This window comes from Synechococcus sp. MU1625, assembly GCF_020514205.1.
Classification (GTDB): domain Bacteria; phylum Cyanobacteriota; class Cyanobacteriia; order PCC-6307; family Cyanobiaceae; genus Parasynechococcus.
Window position 1 is genome coordinate 866759 of the sequence record NZ_VTLA01000001.1, and the last position, 15160, is coordinate 881918.

Below are 15160 nucleotides of genomic sequence, written 5' to 3' on the forward strand. Positions count from 1 at the left end.
TTCCTACCTTTGAACCTGTTCGTAGTTGTTGTTATTTATGTATCCACGTTTATTGGTTGGCTCTTTCTGACAAGGGATAGCTGAGACAAGGGACGAAAAGAACGCAAGTAAAGACAAGCCAGTAGCTCATCACTAGCCTTTGTCTGACTTCTCTTTTTTGTCACTCCTTCCGATTTCCAAGAAGTTGTCCTTGGTGATACAAAATGTCTTGGTGATTATGTAGATCAGAATCCAGCCGTACGCGTAGGTATAGAACCAGAACTCCACCTTGTTATTAAAGGTATGTTCAATGCACTCCACTGTTTCTTCTAGTGGATCTGGATAGATGTCTGGTGAGCTGATGTACTCGATTCTGAATTTAAGAAATTTCTCGGAACTTCTATCTACAGAGCGTTGTAATGGACTCTTTAGATAAGTACCCAGACATTGATAGCGACGAATTTCAGAGAAAGAGTAATTTGCGATAGAACCTAAGAAGAAACCAAAAAACACATAATAGAGAAGCAAAAACTGTAGCCTGTTCCCCTTCTTCGGTTTTGATGACGAGTCCATCTCTGTTTGATGTCTGTTCTGATTTTATCTGTTTATCGCGGTTTGTTTTACCGCAAGAAGAATGGTCTTTCAGAATTGAAAGGGGAAGACGTAAAAGAGAAGAAGCTATACAAAGGAACCCTCAATTTACTTTGGGAATGAGAAGAGCTTGCTAATTCAGGATCTTTGCTTCCACAAAGCCCCAGACCTTTTGTATCTCCCTCAACAACACCTCATCACTGAAGTTGCCATAGCTCTGAGCAACTCTTGAGCCTTCTTTCTTAGCGTGACCTGTGATTGCTTCTATCACTGCGTCATTACAGTCAGCTCTTCTAGAGAGTGAATAGAAGGTATGTCTTGCTGAGTGAACAGGAGCGTGTTTGTCTTTAATGTCTTTGCGTAGCTCTCTAGCTAGCACTCTGGACTTTGACCTCACCTTGATGTTGTGAAGGTCTAGTTGGAACTCAGGTGGTACTGGAAGCCTTCTATAAGAGGAACGTGTCTTGGGAGACCAATTGTCTTTTGATGGTTGATCATCAATAGTAAGGAACCCTCTACACAAGTCTTCTTCAATACGGGAATAGAACTCACCAGACCTAAGACCAGTCATCAACATATAGAAGACATGAGGATGCTTCTGATGAATGACCTGTATTTCTTTGTCTGTGAAAGGTCTACGTTGTTCAGATAGAGGTATCTCAGGCTGATATTTAACAGCCTTAAATGGATTAATAGTATCTATCTTGTCTCTTGTGATCAGAGCTTCAAAGACAGCACCCAAGTAACCCTTTTTAGTCTTGATGGTATTAGGAGCAAACTCCTCCTCCATCTCATCAATCCACTCTCTGACTATGTCTTTAGTGATTTGATGAGGGAGACCAAAGGGTGAGAAGTCTTGAACTACCTGTTGGTACTTAGGGACAGAGGCAGGGGAGAGGTGCCGTCTCTTGGCTTCCTTTTCCCATAGCTCTAGGGCTTCATCCCAACTAGGAGGCAGAGGTTGCCCTGTATCAAATGACTGATACACCGCATTGTGTGAGGCATCTTCAGGGTTGAAGTCTCCAAGGGTGAGACGAGCTAACTCCATAGGAGGTAGTGAGGTCTCACCAGGAGGGACCAGAGGGTCTCTGACTGCCTCTACGCGGTCTCTAAGGGTCTCTGGTCTAAGGAGTCCTTCCAGCTCCTTCTCAAGCTGACTGAGGGCAGTTGGATACCGCTTGAAGGCTTGGGTGTGGTCTGTGGTCTGTAGGGACTTGATTAGACGCTCTTTGCCTACCAAAGGTCTGTCTTTCTGCTGCACGTGAAGGACAGCAAAAAAAGGTCCACCTTTCTTGAGCTGCCTAGGACCGTGCTTGCGCCTCCCCAAGGTCTATAAAGATACCTATAAAGACACCTTAGCGGGCTAGTTTCTAGTGGTCAACAGGGTTCTTGGCCTCAATCCGCTTATTGAGCGAATGTGCGACTGAAGATCCAAATCCAGGTGACGCAATGGCATGGCCCCTGGCATCATCGCAGCCATGACTGAAGCTCCATCGTCCAGCATTCTCCAAGGGGGTGCACGACTTAGCCGACGGGGCGTTGAGCGTCTCGATCTGCTGTTGCTGACCATCGAGGCTCTCGACCTCAATGGTGGCGAGGCGATGGTCTGGACCAGCCAGCAGATGGGCCTCCAGGCTCAATTCCCTAACCGGGTTGAGCTCTGGAAGCGGCGTTGTCACAACCCCCTGAGGCGCACCACCTGTCGAGACCAGCTCGACCCTGTCGATGCCGAATCCCTGATCTGCCTGGTCTGTGCCATGGCGGAGCGGCTGTATCCGATGCTCCACCAACTGCTGTCGAGCCGCGAGCCGGAACAGCTCACGCAACAGCGTTGGCAGTTATTCCACGAGCGTCTGCGGGACCTTGTTGAGGAGCGAATGAATCTGCGGCGGGAAGCCGTGGTTCGCCTTCTCGAGATGGAGCCGGCGGGAGCGCTGCACCGTCAGCTGATCAGCACCCTGGCGTTCTGCGCAGGCCCAGGCGGAATCAATCGGCTCCGCGCCACCTTGCTCGATCCCACTCCATAGGCCGACCATGTTGAAAACGACGTACCAATACGAACAAACGGCAGCACGGCTTGTGGTGGAGGGCTTTCCAGATCTCTCCGCCGGGCATTCCAGTGATGCGGTCGGAATCCTCTCGTCCTGGCGGCTGCAGTTGGTGGGAGCACCGGAACTGGAAGGCACCCGGGATCATCTCGAGGCCTTGATGGCAGCAGTGATGCCCTACGCCAGACATCGCTTATCTGGAGTGCAACGCCGCTTTGGCCAGGAGAGCGGTTTTGTGAGCATCGGACCGAATCAGACAAACCATCTGCTGGAACTACGCAGCAGCCGAGAGGGCGTTGAGCCGCTTCAGCTCAAGCTCGATGACGCTGAATTGGCTGACCTGGTGCGCTGTCTCGATCAGTTGAGGATCGACACCAGGGTCAAGCTGACCTGGACGTTTCCCGAGGACCGGCCCCTGCAGCGCCAGGAGATCGTTGATCGCATTCCTTTGCAAAAACGCCTAGGGCCGCCACTTCTCGCTGGGGTCGCCCTGGCGTGCTCCATTGCGACCGCATGGCTGGTTCCGTTGCCTCAGGAGATCAAGGAGACATCACCAGCTCCAGCGCCCGTGGAGAAGCCAGAGACGCAGTCAGATCGTTGACGTGCAGGAAACACGCTTCAGAATCGCCGGAGTGACGGCATCCTGATCCGCACCAGGCCATGAAGAAGGCACGCCGGAGCAGCAAACTCGATCAGCGTCGGGTCTTCAGGCCACGGCGTCGGTTTCCCTACGGGCCCGTCTTGCGTCAGTTCACTGTCGTCGTGCTGATGCTGGCTGGTGGAGCGGGCCTCGCCGTGCTCCTGCATCAGTTGCCCCAGCAGGTCGACATCATGCTGTTGCTCAGCGAAGCCATCGCTGATCTGATTCGCGGCGTTCAGCAACTGTTGGAAGCCATGCTCGGGCTCGCCGCCATCGTGCTGATCACTGCTATTGCGCTTCTGGCTGGAGTCCTCCTGCTTGGTGCTCTCTGGAGGTTGATTCGCATCATCCGACTGGTGGTGTCTCCCCCCAATCAGGGAAGGCGCTGACGCGGAGCTAAGGAGCGCTGATGATTCCACAACTCCTGCAGCGTCACGGTTCCGTCCCGATCACGATCCAAAACGTTGAAGTTGCGACTGATCCAAGGGATGCGTTTGGCTTCCCGTCGATCCAAGCCACGGTTCCGGTCGCGGTCGGCCTGGCTGAAATGCTGCTTGAGCCTTGGCCCACTGGGCGATGAATCCTGGAGACGTAGATCCTCCAGCAGAAGATAGGAACGATTGTTCTGGCGTTTGAGCCGACGGCTCAGCCCACGGCGTCCCTGCACTTCAGACGCATCCAGGCGACCATCACTGTTGACGTCCAAGCGGATGAACAATATTTCCATCCTGGTGCTGTAAACACGCATGGTCTTATTGCCCGGGCCAGCCTGCAGCGCCAAGGGACTCACCACGAATGCCAACGGCCCGAGCACACGGATGGCGGTCAGCGCATTCATGACTCCAGCCTATGGAGCTTGGGCATCTCTGACGATGACTGATGGATGACCGACGCCTGATCAGCTGTGACTGGGTCCTACCGGAAAGGGACAGAGGCTTCGCCACTACATACCATCAGCCCAACCGCTGATGGACATGGCCAAGGACACCATGATCTGGGTGGTGGATGACGACCCGGAACTGAGAAAGATGGTCGGCACGTACCTGATGGATCAGGGATACGACGTGCGCAGTCTCTGCGATGTAAAGCAATTCGAGGCGCGTTTGGAGTGCCAACGCCCAGACCTGGTGGTGTTTGATCTGATGCTGCCTGGCGATGATGGCCTGACGGCGCTGCGAAGACTGCGGGATGCCGGAGATGATCTCCCTGTGGTGATGCTCACCGCCCGTGCCGACGGAGTTGATCGGATCATCGGCCTCGAGCAGGGCGCAGATGATTACATCGCCAAACCCTTCTTACCTCGGGAACTCACGGCCCGGATCGAAGCCGTGTTGCGACGGCGCAACGCATTGCCTGCAGGAACACCGGTGGAAGGTGGAGAGTGCGTCGGTTTTGGCGACAACCAGCTGGATCTCTCCGCGCGAACGTTGCTGAAGAACAATCAACCGGTTGTGATCACCAGTGGTGAGTTCAGTCTTCTGGCCGCCTTTGTTCGCCACCCGCATCGGCCCCTCTCCAGGGAGCGCCTGATCGAACTCGCCCGAGGTCCCGGCAGCGACACCGATAGCCGCAGCATGGACGTTCAGGTGTCACGGGTGCGCAAGTTGGTGGAACCGGATCCAAGCCGGCCCCGCTACGTGCAGACGGTTTGGGGATATGGCTATGTCTTTGTCCCGGATGGCACGCCGAGATCCCGCTGAGATGCCCAGCCAACGGGTGATAACAAGTGGACTAGCCCGCTTCGGTGTCTGGGGTACGACGCTTCTGGCCAGTTGGATGCTGGCCCTACTGGTGCTGCAGGTGCTGTTCGGGCGGCAACTGGAACGCATCCAAACCCTGCAGCTGGGTCGAGATCTGGCGTTGAACGTGCGCCTCACCGAATTGACCCTGGAGCGCTATCCCCCCGCACTGATCAGCGAGCTCACCGGTCTGGAACTGCTGGTCAGCCAACAACCATCGAGACCAACCAAAGAGACGCAGGGAATGGCCCAGCGGCGCCAGGAACTGCAACAGGTGCTCTGCTCTCGCTTGACGCACTGCCCTGAGCTCCGACCAGCCCCCAACAGGTCTGGAACGCCCGAGGTTTGGATTGAGCTGTTTTCTCCGCTGGAACCGGTCTGGCTGCGCACACCCCTCCCGATGGCACGCGCCTGGCCGCCGCAACCGATGCTCCTGCTGCTGGCCCTGGTGAGTGCTGTCGTGATCACTGGGGTGCTCTACCTACTCCTTGATGTCGCCCGTCCCCTTCGAAAGCTCGAGGACGCGGTCTCCCGCGTGGGGGAGGACAACGACCGCGATCCAATCCCGGAGCAGGGGGCTCCAGAGGTTCGTCGAATCTCGCGACGCTTCAACGCCATGGTGCGTCGGCTCGCGGAAGCTCAGAGGGAGCGCGTCACCATGCTGGCGGGCATCGCCCACGATCTGCGGGCACCTTTGACGCGGCTGCAGTTCCGTCTGTCGATGCCGGAGCTGAACGCAGATGAGCGAACGCGCTGCCAAAGCGATCTGGATGCACTCGAGCGGATCACAGGCCAGTTTCTGTTGTACGCCGGAGGCGGTGAACGCGAGGAGTATGTCGTCTGTCCGCTGGATCAGTGGCTGGCTGAAACGGTTGCTGGACAGCCCAGTAACCAGCTGCAACTCCAACTCAGTTCCATCAGCGCGCGAATTCGACCGATTGCCCTGGGGCGCGCCGTGAGCAACCTGGTCGACAATGCATTCAGTTATGGCACCACACCAGTTGTCGTTCGCCTACGAAAGACGGGATCAGAGGTAGCGATTGAAGTCTGGGACCAGGGCCAGGGGATACCCAGCAGTGATTGGGAACGTGCTCTGCAACCCTTTCAACGCCTGGATTCGGCACGGGGACGTCAAGGCCATTGCGGCCTAGGGCTGGCCATCGTGAATCATGTGGTCCGCACCCATGAGGGAAAGATCAATTTCCGGCAAGGGAACGGTGACCCAGGACGATTTGGCGTCATCATCAACCTCCCCCGAGGATGAGACGAAAAGTACCGTAATTCCGTAAAAAATCGGCCCGGATCGTGCCCGCTGACGGCGTTCCTGCCAAAACAGAAGAAAGATCCATCTCCAGCATGCGCCAGTCAAAAGAACATGACTTCACAGGCGTACTCGAGGCCATAGATCACTACAGCGATGGCGATATCGACCATCCTCAGGAACTCATGGTGGAGCTACAAGAGGGCTTTTCCAACAAGCACAAACGGCTGAGCAAAAAGATCTACGAAAAGGAGCTGGCCAAACTCCAGACGGAACTGGTCAAGATGCAGTACTGGGTGAAAGCCACGGGCTTTCGCATGATCATCCTGTTTGAAGGACGGGATGCCGCAGGCAAGGGAGGATCGATCAAACGTCTGACGGAACCATTGAACCCAAGGGGCTGTCGGGTGGTTGCCCTGGGTACCCCGTCAGAGCATCAGAAAAGCCAATGGTATTTCCAGCGCTACGTCGAGCACTTCCCCGGTGCTGGAGAAATCGTCGTCTTCGATCGCAGCTGGTACAACCGGGCCGGGGTGGAAAAGGTCATGGGCTTTGCAAGCGCCGAACAGGTCGAGCAGTTCTATGTGTCCTGCCCCCGGTTTGAGCAAATGCTGGTGCAGGACGGAATTCTGCTGCTGAAATACTGGTTCTCCATCAATGATGATGAGCAGGAGAAGCGTTTCCAGGAACGCATTGATAACGAAGAGCGGCGCTGGAAAATGAGTCCTATGGACATCGAGTCGCGCAATCGCTGGGTGGAGTACTCCAAAGCGAAAGACATCATGTTTTCCAAGACGCATATTCCAGAAGCACCTTGGTTCACCGTGGAAGCCAATGACAAACGTCGCGCTCGCCTGAATTGCCTAAGCCACATTCTCAGCAAGGTGCCCTATGAAGACATGACACCAGAACCGATCAAGATGCCAAAACGTCCAAAGCAAGGCGGCTATAAGCGACCTCCCTTCAACGAACAGTTCTTTGTTCCCAACCACTATCCCTACAAAGGCTGAAGGGCTCTCCTGCGCAAAAGCGGAGCTAAAAAATATTCAACCAAATCAATACTCTTTTTATAAAGCAGCATTAGGGTGCACAGGGATCGTCGCATGTCGACCGCCTCTGTGCACCTGAGTGGCTTCACCAAACCCTGAATCACCCCCATCAGGACAGCCAACCTGGGAAACCAATGGGAGCTCAACCCGATCTCACTGAGACAAAGCAACTGCAAAAGAAACTGCAATCGAACAAAACCGAACTACAACTCGGGATACACCAATCTGATGCGAATACCTAAAGCCTCGTCAATAAACAATGAAGCAGAACAAATAGATTAGCAGCGACAAACCAAACACCAACATTCCAACCGATGTCTTGATACGCATCCATTTCTTATCCCACTTATAGGGTGCCATCACCAAAATCGAAAATAACGTCAACCCGGCGTACACAACCAAGGTGTGTTTTGGATGCTCCTTTGCAAGAATCATGCCGATCCCATGCCAAAAGAATGTCAGCATGGATGCATAGGACGAAATCGCTCCGAGGTTATAGAGCAACTCTTTGTGCTTTCTAAGTTGCTCTCCCATCCAGTATTGAAGACGCATCGAGGAACTTGAAGAGAGATAGCTGAAATTTAGCGATCAAAAGTGTTGCCTCAACCCAGGAGAAATAACATCACAGAATTAAGTGCTGATAGCAAATGAGCAGGCTTCACCCGAAGTGCTCACTGGGCTTGAGTCGAGACGTCAGCACGCTTTAAGGTGTCGGACCATCCAGTCCTGCGGGTTTTGCTCGGTTCCTGGCAAGTCCTAATGCGATGCATCGCCAGTGCGTTGTTCCTGTTGGCCCATGGCCTGCTGGTGCTTGAGCACATCGCGATGGGCACGGCACTCCACGGGATTGCTGAATTGTTTCTCGCTCCTTGGGCCCTGCGTCATAAGGCCTGGGACATCATCGTGATCGGACTAATTTTCTGTGTCTTCGACCTGTGGGGAACCCTGCGTCTGACCGGCGCCCTTGTCTAAGAGCACCGCATCAATCCAAGTTTCAAACGCTCAACCGCTGAGCCGCTGGGACCAAAAACCAAAGAGCTGCCAAGACGACCAGAGAAACATCCCGAGAAACACCCAGTTCAGCCAAGCGGGACGGCGGTCGTTTTCAAACATCTCTAAGGGAAGCGAAGGCGACACCTGACCTTATCGGTGACGCGCATCAATGGCCATGGCGAAGGAGTTGGAGCAGCAGCAGCCCTCCCATGCCGCCACATCCCACCAAGAGCCAGGGGAGACGAGCCTGCCGCGCGTCAGGCAATTCATCGCGAAACACCGCCATCAAAAGCCCTCCTCCCAAGAATGCCGTCGCCATGGCCAGGGTGAGCGCATCCACCGGATGAAACACCAAGGCGTGCAGAAGCCCCACAACAAGAGCGGCGCTTCCAATCCAACGATTCCGACGGCGAAATCGCTGAGGATGGTGCGCCGCGGCGTAGCGGTCCGTCAACAGAACGTGGGCGCTGATCGCAACAGTGAACAAGACGCCATAACCAATCCCGGTTGTGATAAGTGATGGCAGGGAATAGGCATAGAGATAGTTGATCGCCGCAAAGCTGAAGAGCTGCAACCACACCGCAAAAGGAGGTGCATCTTGCCTTTGCTTCATCACCACGTTCAGACTGAAAACCACCAGGACGCCCAAGAGGGCAACCAGGAACAGCAAAGCCTCCACCAGAGGTGTCGGCACGTAATCGATGAGACCCCGAGCGTCGGAAAGTTCAGATCCCCCCGTTGCCAACTCCGGCAGCAGATGGAGAAACACATAGGCCAAGCCAGCCCCACCTCCAACCGACGCCCAGCGTTGCTGATGCTGCTCTGGACGCGAGACGACCAAACTGGCCAGCCAATGACAACTGCCGATGGCCAGCACACAGAAAAAAGCGACCCCCCAGACCACTGAACGGAATCAGTTGCTCAAAGTCTGATCAGCAGCGGCCGAAACAGCATCACTTCGCAGAAGAGCTCCAATCGGCAGAGCGAAACGACACAGTGGCACCACCACTCCGTTTTAAGTCGTGCATGCCCTCCAACTGGTTGTACACCGACAGCAGCTGCCGCCGCATGTGATCGGTGTGGGGCAGATCAGAGATCAAACGCAGCACATCTTCCAGGGATCGCTTGGCGTCGATCACCAAACGACAATCAGGGCTGCCAGGCTCATCGCGCATCAGATCGGAAGCGAATGATTCCATTCAGCAGAAAATCCTGGCATTCGGGTGTCTGAATCCCTACCAATGCAGCGATATTCAGCAGAAATTCAGGGTTCACCACCACCTTCCCGTTCCATCACATCCCAAGGGCGCTCGAGCGGAGGTTGCGCTGACCAGACCCCAAGCTCTGCAGAGGCCGCCTCCGTTTCAAGAACGGAATAATCGAGATCATCACAACGTCCCACCAAGCCATCCCAGGCAACAACCGCACCTTGACGAATCAAGGCAGCACCGAGATCTTCCCCATCGATCAGGAGGCGTCCCACCAGGCGTCCGTACACATCGCGTGAGCGGAGCTCAAACAAAGCTTGGTCTCCGACCTTCACCAAGGCACTGATGGCCACCGATGCACGCGTTGCCCATGGCGTCTGACTCCGTCGCGGAGCCTGGAGACAAGCCAGCCGAACCGCTCTCCCCTGACCATCCAACTCAACCAGCAGCTGCTGCGCGTTGCTGATGCTCAACACCCGAACCGGCTGCAACTCTGCGCGACTCGAAAGCGGCAGAGCCAAAGCCATCAACAGTGCTGCAGCAATCCTCTTCATCCTGGGGCATTTCGCACAGCCGGCAGTCTGAGGCTGCTGACCCATGACAACAACACCAGCAGTGACGATGCCCAGAGGCAGGCCTGCATGCCAGCGGCCTCCGTCTTCCCGAGCATGAACACCGCTCCAGAGAGCATGGTTCCCACCAGGCGCCCGGCTGCATTGGCCATGTAATAAAAGCCCACGTTGAGGCTGACACTCTCCGCATCGGTGTAGGCCAGCACCATGTAGGAGTGGATGGACGAATTCATGGCGAACACCACCCCGAAGGCGGCAAGGCCGGCGGTGATAGCAACCGCCACATCAACCTCTCGCCAAAGCGCAACAGCAATCAGAGCCGGGATCGCCGTCAAAAGCGCACTCCAGAACTGCACGGCGGACACGCCAGGCGGAGCGGTCTGACCCCAGAGTTTTCGTAGACCAGGAGCTGTTCCCTGGACGATGCCGTAACCGATCACCCAAAGGCCAAGAAAGCCACCGATCTCCCAGAAGCTCCACCCCAAGGAAGCCTCCAGAAACACCGGTAAGGCCACCACGAACCAGACATCGCGGGCACCGAACAGAAAGAAGCGCGCCAGAGACAGCACATTGATGCCCTGGGATTTGGAGAACAGGGCGGCAAACGCCGGTTTTGACTTCATCTTTCCGATCTCCCCAGGCAGCACCAGGGTCAGCAGGAAGGCGAGGGCAAGGCCCGCGGCCATCCAGCCCACGGCGGCGTTGAAGCCAAAAGCGGTGAGCAACACCCCACCCAGAAAAAAGCCCACACCCTTGAGAGCATTCTTCGATCCCGTCAGGATCGCCACCCATTTGAACAGCTTTTGTTGCCCCTGCTGTTCATCCTCTGGGGTTTCGGGCACCACAGTCTTGATGGCACTTTTGGCGCTCATCTTGTTGAGATCTTTGGCGATGCCACTGATCGCCTGAGCCACCATCACGTAAACCACGCTCAACAGCTTCGGCCACCCAGCTGTGACGGGGATCAGCATCAGCAGTGCAAGGATCTGGAGCAGGGTGCCCATCCAGAGGGTGAGCCGAAGCCCATAGCGGGCACCAATCCAACCGCCGTACAGGTTGGTGACCACCCCGAAGAACTCATAAAAGAGGAACAGTGCGGCAATCTCGAGGGTGGTGTAGCCGAGCTGGTGGAAATGGAACACCACCAACATCCGCAGGGCACCATCGGTGAGCGTGAAGGCCCAATAGTTGGCGGTGACGATGCCGTATTGCTGCAGGGGGGAGAGCTTCATGCCTCGTGTTCCACCAGATGACAGGTGAGGTCGGCCATGCGGCAGCTGTAGCCCCATTCGTTGTCGTACCAGGCGAACACTTTCAGCTGGTTGTCATCCACCACCATCGTCGACAAGGCATCGACAATCGAACTGCGGGCGTCGTTGGTGTAGTCGCAAGACACCAACGGGCGTTCCTCGTAGCCGAGGATTCCCTGCAGCGGACCATCCGCCGCAGCCTTGAAGGCAGCGTTCACCTGCTCCACCGTGACGTTCTGCTTGAGCTCGAACACCGCGTCGGTGAGGGAACCATTCAGCAGGGGAACGCGCACGGCATGGCCATTGAGCTTGCCCATGAGCTCGGGGAAGATCATGGCGATCGCCTTGGCCGACCCGGTGGTGGTGGGGATCAGTGAGGTCAGTCCGGAACGTGCCCGGCGCAGATCACTTTTGAAGGAGTCGATCGGCACCTGGGTGTTGGTGATGTCATGAATGGTGGTGATCAGTCCGTGCTCGATCCCAAAGTTTTCGTGCACCACCTTCACCACCGGCGCCAGGCAGTTGGTGGTGCAGGAGGCGGCCGTCACCAATTTGTGCCGCGCCGGCTCATACAGCTGATGATTAATGCCATAAACAATGTTGAGCGCCTCCTCACCGGCAACAACACCCTTCACCGGACAGGCCACCACCACACGCTTCAGGCCCACCTGCTCGAAGTAGGGGTTGAGGGTCTCCGGCGTCTTGATCTTGCCACTGGCCTCCAGCACCATCTCCACACCCCGATCGATCCAGGGCACAGCCGTGGGATCGCTTTCGCTGGACCAGGTGAGCTCGGATCCCTCCACAGTGAAACCATCGGCACTGCTGGCGATCCCCCGATCCCAACGACCATGGACGGAATCGAACTCCAGCAGGTGAGCCGCCGTTGCAGCGTCACCAGCGGGATCATTGACATGCACCAGTTCAATACCAGGCCGACCCCAGAGAGCCCGAAACACCAGACGACCAATCCGTCCAAACCCGTTGATACCGATGCGCATAGCAACCCCACTGATCAATCAAATTATGTTGATCCAAACAGATCGGTGGATGCTGCTCCTGTGATGCAGAACACCCTCAATGTCGAGCAGTCGAGGCAGATGCTCAAGGCACTGGCCGACCCCATCCGCCTCAAGGTGATTCATGCACTGGCACTGGGGGAACGATGCGTCTGTGATTTAACGGGGGATCTCAATCTCCCCCAGTCCAAACTCTCCTTTCACCTCAGGGTGCTTCGCGAAGCAGGGCTACTGAGCGATCGGCAAAGCGGTCGCTGGATTTACTACCGGCTGCAACCGAATGCCCTCGCAGCGCTGGAGGCCTGGCTAGCCGATCTGCGCCTCCACTGCAGCCAAGACGCTGTCCCCTGTCAGGAATAACGATGGACCAACGGCTTTTTTTTCCGGCAACGGAACGCAATCGCAGGCCCATCGGGGATCTGCTGAGCCAGCTGCTGCCCGCTGCAGGAGCTGTGCTGGAGCTGGCCAGTGGGAGTGGAGAACATGCCGTCTGCTTTCAGCAGCGGTTCACGAATCTGCTCTGGCAGGCCAGCGATCCTGATCCAGACCATCGCGCCAGCATCGACGCCTGGATCCGCCACCAAGGCCTGAGCAATGTCATGCCAGCAGCCCTCAATCTTGATGTTGAGGAACGACCCTGGCCCCTCCCCCAAACCATTGGAGCGTCACTGAGCGCTGTGGTTTGCATCAACCTGCTGCACATCAGTCCAGCCAACTGCACCAATGCGGTGCTCGAAGAATCTGCCGTGCTGCTGCCCAGCGGGGCCCCACTGATCATCTACGGCCCCTTCATGCGCAATGGCGCCCACACGAGCGCGAGCAATGCCGCCTTCGACAGATCGCTAAGGGAGCGGAACAACCAGTGGGGGTTGCGAGAGGTGAGCTTGGTCACGTCTCTTGCCGCAAACGCTGGTTTCAAAATCGACGACGTGGTGCCCATGCCCGCCAACAACCTGACTCTGGTGCTTCGCCGCCGTTGAGTGAAGAGGTTCTTGCCAGCTCCCACCAGGCACACCACAATTCAGCCTTAACAACGGCGGAAGGCATGGGTCTTGGTGAGCTCTTGGTAAAAATCCTGATCGGCATCGCTGCCACCCTGGTCCTGTCCTTTCTGTGCAGGAAAATCTTTCCTCGCTTCACCAAGAGAAGCAAAACCAACTTCGACGACTTTGTCCTCAATGCCCTTGCGGATTCAATCATTCCGTTTGGAATTGTCGTCGTCCTGATCCTCACGCAAAAAGGACTTGGCCTGCCCATCAACGTTGAGCGTGCCTACGACACAGCACTAAGACTTGTTGGAACAATCGTTCTGATCAGGTTTGTCAACCGTGTCGGCGCTCGCTTTCTGACGGGGGTCGCCCGACGTTCAGGTGCAGAAGATCTTGAGCATTTACTTCAAAGTCTTCTCCCATTACTAAGAGCAGTGATCTGGGGCATCGGCACCCTGGTGCTGCTGCAGAGCCTCGGTGTCAAGATGACCGTGATCTGGGGCTTATTAAGCGCCGGCGGTATCGGCATTGGCTTGGCCTTGAAAGAACCGGCCCAAGAATTGTTTGCCTACATGATGATTCTTCTGGATAAGCCATTCACCGTTGGTCAATTCATCTCGGTGGGCTCAACGTCAGCAACAGTGGAAAGAATCGGTGTTCGCTCCACCCATCTGAGAAGCCTGCGTGGCGAACAAGTGGTGATGAGCAACTCAACCCTCACAGGCTCAACCATCCTTAATTTCGCCGAAATGGCGCAACGCCGCATGATCTATTCGATTGGCGTCACCTACGACACAACTGTCGATCAGATGAAGGCCATCCCAACCATGATTCAAACCATCATCGATTCTCAGGAGCACAGCACATTCAATCGCTGTCACTTCACCGAATTTGCTGATTCAAGTCTGAATTTTGAGCTTGTTTATTACATCGACACCCGAGATTTCTCCGTTGCATTAAATGATCAGCAAGCGATCAACCTCGCAATCATGGATGCTTTTGCCCGAGCAGGCATTGAATTTGCCTTCCCAAGCCAAACGCTCTACTTAGAGGGAGATTCACTCACTGGCAAAGCGTCTTGATGGGTCGGGGCTGCCGAACGCCAGACAACACCCCCAATCAACAAGGCCAACGCAGCCACAGCAGCCGTGAAAGGAATCAAGCGACGCTGATCCGCACTGGTTCCGAGAGTGATCTGGTGGGAGATGTTGTCGCGCCGCGACGCCAGAAATGATTCCTGACGACAGCTGGTGCAAACCGTGTTCGAAATCCCTGCATTTTTCAACTTGAAGCCATAACGGCCTGGAATCTCAACAGGTGTTCCGCAGCTGGAACAGGGGAGAGAAAAAACAGCCATCGGGAATCTGCCCTCTCCACAGGTCTATCACCACGATTCATTCCAGAGGGATGGCCCCATGGGCGCAGACAGCGCCCCAACAGAGACTGCGATCCGCCGTCCAGGAGGGTTGCACCTGCAGCCACGCCTGGTTCTGACCGACCCGCATCATCATCTGACCAGTTCCGTCATGGACGAATTCGACGCGCTGCTGATCCCAGGTCAACACCCAGCGCTGTCCAGGAGTTGCGGCGACCATGCGGCATGGACTCCAGGCCTGCTGTCCGATCCGGCAGCGCATCGATGCCGCTGCAACGGACGTGCCGCCGACTGAACTACCGATCATCAGTAGAGCACCTGTCCAGAGCTTGATGTGAAACAGAGACACTCGCTGGGCAGCACGCTGGCGACAGGACTCCTCCTCACCATGCGAACGGGCGACAGTCACGCCCGTGGGGGGCACCAGATCTCTTCAGGGTTTGGTGT

20 protein-coding genes are annotated in these 15160 nt (G+C 55.9%); 11 read left to right on the plus strand and 9 right to left on the minus strand.

Translation table 11 applies throughout. The features are described from left to right. Positions 1 to 703 precede the first annotated feature (703 nt). Positions 704 to 1897 carry a hypothetical protein gene (locus FZX13_RS05095; RefSeq protein ID WP_226407888.1) on the minus strand — a complete coding sequence of 398 codons (1194 nt, stop codon included), beginning with the start codon at positions 1895 to 1897 and terminating at the stop codon, positions 704 to 706. Positions 1898 to 2048: 151 nt separating this feature from the next. Between FZX13_RS05095 and FZX13_RS05100 the strand changes: the two genes are divergently transcribed. From FZX13_RS05100 to FZX13_RS05110, 3 genes are read left to right on the plus strand one after another with little or no spacing between them, the layout of a single operon-like run. Further along, positions 2049 to 2597, plus strand: coding sequence for a DUF3038 domain-containing protein (locus FZX13_RS05100; RefSeq protein ID WP_226408255.1), 549 nt, complete (start codon positions 2049 to 2051; stop codon positions 2595 to 2597). Between the two features lie 7 nt (positions 2598 to 2604). Next, the gene (locus FZX13_RS05105) at positions 2605 to 3219 is read left to right on the plus strand and encodes a DUF4335 domain-containing protein (protein WP_226407890.1); all 615 of its coding nucleotides are present in this window, start codon (positions 2605 to 2607) and stop codon (positions 3217 to 3219) included. 59 nt (positions 3220 to 3278) lie between these two features. After that, positions 3279 to 3647, plus strand: coding sequence for a hypothetical protein (locus FZX13_RS05110; protein WP_226407892.1), 369 nt, complete (start codon positions 3279 to 3281; stop codon positions 3645 to 3647). Here FZX13_RS05110 and FZX13_RS05115 read toward each other — a convergent pair. Continuing rightward, a complete protein-coding gene (locus FZX13_RS05115; RefSeq protein WP_226407893.1) occupies positions 3632 to 4096 on the minus strand; it encodes an EF-hand domain-containing protein in 465 nt (154 codons plus the stop codon). The genes FZX13_RS05110 and FZX13_RS05115 overlap by 16 nt on opposite strands. Before the next feature lie 136 nt (positions 4097 to 4232). Here FZX13_RS05115 and FZX13_RS05120 point away from each other — a divergent pair, with 136 nt between their 5' ends. From FZX13_RS05120 to ppk2, 3 genes are all read left to right on the plus strand, one after another. Continuing rightward, entirely contained in the window at positions 4233 to 4958 is a 726-nt protein-coding gene (locus FZX13_RS05120; RefSeq protein ID WP_170951268.1) for a response regulator, read from the plus strand. Next, positions 4936 to 6261: an ATP-binding protein gene (locus tag FZX13_RS05125; protein WP_226407895.1), complete on the plus strand. Its 1326-nt coding sequence runs from the start codon at positions 4936 to 4938 to the stop codon at positions 6259 to 6261. Before FZX13_RS05120 ends, FZX13_RS05125 begins: the two co-directional genes overlap by 23 nt. A gap of 92 nt (positions 6262 to 6353) precedes the next feature. Continuing rightward, entirely contained in the window at positions 6354 to 7268 is a 915-nt protein-coding gene (gene ppk2, locus FZX13_RS05130) for a polyphosphate kinase 2 (RefSeq protein WP_370630792.1), read from the plus strand. 288 nt (positions 7269 to 7556) lie between these two features. Here the strand turns inward: ppk2 and FZX13_RS05135 are convergent, their stop codons facing one another. Continuing rightward, positions 7557 to 7859, minus strand: a complete 303-nt coding sequence (locus FZX13_RS05135; RefSeq protein WP_226407897.1) for a hypothetical protein — start codon at positions 7857 to 7859, stop codon at positions 7557 to 7559. Positions 7860 to 8066: 207 nt separating this feature from the next. On the opposite strand from FZX13_RS05135, the gene FZX13_RS05140 reads away from it, so the two are divergent. Further along, a complete protein-coding gene (locus FZX13_RS05140; protein WP_170951270.1) occupies positions 8067 to 8279 on the plus strand; it encodes a hypothetical protein in 213 nt (70 codons plus the stop codon). Between the two features lie 187 nt (positions 8280 to 8466). Here the strand turns inward: FZX13_RS05140 and FZX13_RS05145 are convergent, their stop codons facing one another. The 5 genes from FZX13_RS05145 to FZX13_RS05165 form a co-directional block, all read right to left on the minus strand. Continuing rightward, positions 8467 to 9204, minus strand: a complete 738-nt coding sequence (locus FZX13_RS05145; protein ID WP_226407899.1) for a hypothetical protein — start codon at positions 9202 to 9204, stop codon at positions 8467 to 8469. A gap of 49 nt (positions 9205 to 9253) precedes the next feature. Then, positions 9254 to 9475: a hypothetical protein gene (locus FZX13_RS05150; protein ID WP_226408278.1), complete on the minus strand. Its 222-nt coding sequence runs from the start codon at positions 9473 to 9475 to the stop codon at positions 9254 to 9256. Between the two features lie 89 nt (positions 9476 to 9564). Continuing rightward, the gene (locus FZX13_RS05155; protein WP_226407901.1) at positions 9565 to 10062 is read right to left on the minus strand and encodes a thermonuclease family protein; all 498 of its coding nucleotides are present in this window, start codon (positions 10060 to 10062) and stop codon (positions 9565 to 9567) included. Next, positions 10059 to 11312 carry an organoarsenical effux MFS transporter ArsJ gene (gene arsJ, locus FZX13_RS05160; RefSeq protein WP_115025224.1) on the minus strand — a complete coding sequence of 418 codons (1254 nt, stop codon included), beginning with the start codon at positions 11310 to 11312 and terminating at the stop codon, positions 10059 to 10061. Before arsJ ends, FZX13_RS05155 begins: the two co-directional genes overlap by 4 nt. Continuing rightward, complete coding sequence (locus FZX13_RS05165; RefSeq protein ID WP_226407903.1) at positions 11309 to 12331, minus strand: ArsJ-associated glyceraldehyde-3-phosphate dehydrogenase; 1023 nt, start codon at positions 12329 to 12331, stop codon at positions 11309 to 11311. The genes arsJ and FZX13_RS05165 overlap by 4 nt, the downstream gene beginning before the upstream one ends. Positions 12332 to 12394: 63 nt before the next feature. On the opposite strand from FZX13_RS05165, the gene FZX13_RS05170 reads away from it, so the two are divergent. From FZX13_RS05170 to FZX13_RS05185, 4 genes are read left to right on the plus strand one after another with little or no spacing between them, the layout of a single operon-like run. Continuing rightward, positions 12395 to 12709 (plus strand): helix-turn-helix transcriptional regulator, encoded by a 315-nt coding sequence (locus FZX13_RS05170; RefSeq protein WP_226408280.1) that lies wholly within the window; start codon positions 12395 to 12397, stop codon positions 12707 to 12709. Between the two features lie 2 nt (positions 12710 to 12711). Then, the gene (locus tag FZX13_RS05175; RefSeq protein WP_226407905.1) at positions 12712 to 13329 is read left to right on the plus strand and encodes a DUF938 domain-containing protein; all 618 of its coding nucleotides are present in this window, start codon (positions 12712 to 12714) and stop codon (positions 13327 to 13329) included. Further along, the gene (locus tag FZX13_RS05180; protein WP_370630778.1) at positions 13326 to 14420 is read left to right on the plus strand and encodes a mechanosensitive ion channel family protein; all 1095 of its coding nucleotides are present in this window, start codon (positions 13326 to 13328) and stop codon (positions 14418 to 14420) included. The genes FZX13_RS05175 and FZX13_RS05180 overlap by 4 nt, the downstream gene beginning before the upstream one ends. Then, a complete protein-coding gene (locus tag FZX13_RS05185) occupies positions 14420 to 14572 on the plus strand; it encodes a hypothetical protein (RefSeq protein ID WP_226407907.1) in 153 nt (50 codons plus the stop codon). The genes FZX13_RS05180 and FZX13_RS05185 overlap by 1 nt, the downstream gene beginning before the upstream one ends. A 160-nt stretch (positions 14573 to 14732) precedes the next feature. On the opposite strand, the gene FZX13_RS05190 is transcribed toward FZX13_RS05185, so the two are convergent. After that, entirely contained in the window at positions 14733 to 15137 is a 405-nt protein-coding gene (locus FZX13_RS05190) for a hypothetical protein (RefSeq protein ID WP_226407909.1), read from the minus strand. Positions 15138 to 15160 lie beyond the last annotated feature (23 nt).

What these genes read in the sequence shown, in the direction of transcription:
- FZX13_RS05100 (WP_226408255.1), top strand. Translation starts at nt 2,049, where the DNA reads ATGACTGAAGCTCCATCGTCCAGCATTCTCCAAGGGGGTGCACGACTT.
- FZX13_RS05105 (WP_226407890.1), top strand. Translation starts at nt 2,605, where the DNA reads ATGTTGAAAACGACGTACCAATACGAACAAACGGCAGCACGGCTTGTG.
- FZX13_RS05110 (WP_226407892.1), top strand. Translation starts at nt 3,279, where the DNA reads ATGAAGAAGGCACGCCGGAGCAGCAAACTCGATCAGCGTCGGGTCTTC.
- FZX13_RS05115 (WP_226407893.1), bottom strand. Translation starts at nt 4,096, where the DNA reads ATGAATGCGCTGACCGCCATCCGTGTGCTCGGGCCGTTGGCATTCGTG.
- FZX13_RS05120 (WP_170951268.1), top strand. Translation starts at nt 4,233, where the DNA reads ATGGCCAAGGACACCATGATCTGGGTGGTGGATGACGACCCGGAACTG.
- FZX13_RS05125 (WP_226407895.1), top strand. Translation starts at nt 4,936, where the DNA reads ATGGCACGCCGAGATCCCGCTGAGATGCCCAGCCAACGGGTGATAACA.
- ppk2 (WP_370630792.1), top strand. Translation starts at nt 6,354, where the DNA reads ATGCGCCAGTCAAAAGAACATGACTTCACAGGCGTACTCGAGGCCATA.
- FZX13_RS05135 (WP_226407897.1), bottom strand. Translation starts at nt 7,859, where the DNA reads ATGCGTCTTCAATACTGGATGGGAGAGCAACTTAGAAAGCACAAAGAG.
- FZX13_RS05140 (WP_170951270.1), top strand. Translation starts at nt 8,067, where the DNA reads ATGCGATGCATCGCCAGTGCGTTGTTCCTGTTGGCCCATGGCCTGCTG.
- FZX13_RS05150 (WP_226408278.1), bottom strand. Translation starts at nt 9,475, where the DNA reads ATGCGCGATGAGCCTGGCAGCCCTGATTGTCGTTTGGTGATCGACGCC.
- FZX13_RS05155 (WP_226407901.1), bottom strand. Translation starts at nt 10,062, where the DNA reads ATGAAGAGGATTGCTGCAGCACTGTTGATGGCTTTGGCTCTGCCGCTT.
- arsJ (WP_115025224.1), bottom strand. Translation starts at nt 11,312, where the DNA reads ATGAAGCTCTCCCCCCTGCAGCAATACGGCATCGTCACCGCCAACTAT.
- FZX13_RS05165 (WP_226407903.1), bottom strand. Translation starts at nt 12,331, where the DNA reads ATGCGCATCGGTATCAACGGGTTTGGACGGATTGGTCGTCTGGTGTTT.
- FZX13_RS05170 (WP_226408280.1), top strand. Translation starts at nt 12,395, where the DNA reads ATGCAGAACACCCTCAATGTCGAGCAGTCGAGGCAGATGCTCAAGGCA.
- FZX13_RS05175 (WP_226407905.1), top strand. Translation starts at nt 12,712, where the DNA reads ATGGACCAACGGCTTTTTTTTCCGGCAACGGAACGCAATCGCAGGCCC.
- FZX13_RS05185 (WP_226407907.1), top strand. Translation starts at nt 14,420, where the DNA reads ATGGGTCGGGGCTGCCGAACGCCAGACAACACCCCCAATCAACAAGGC.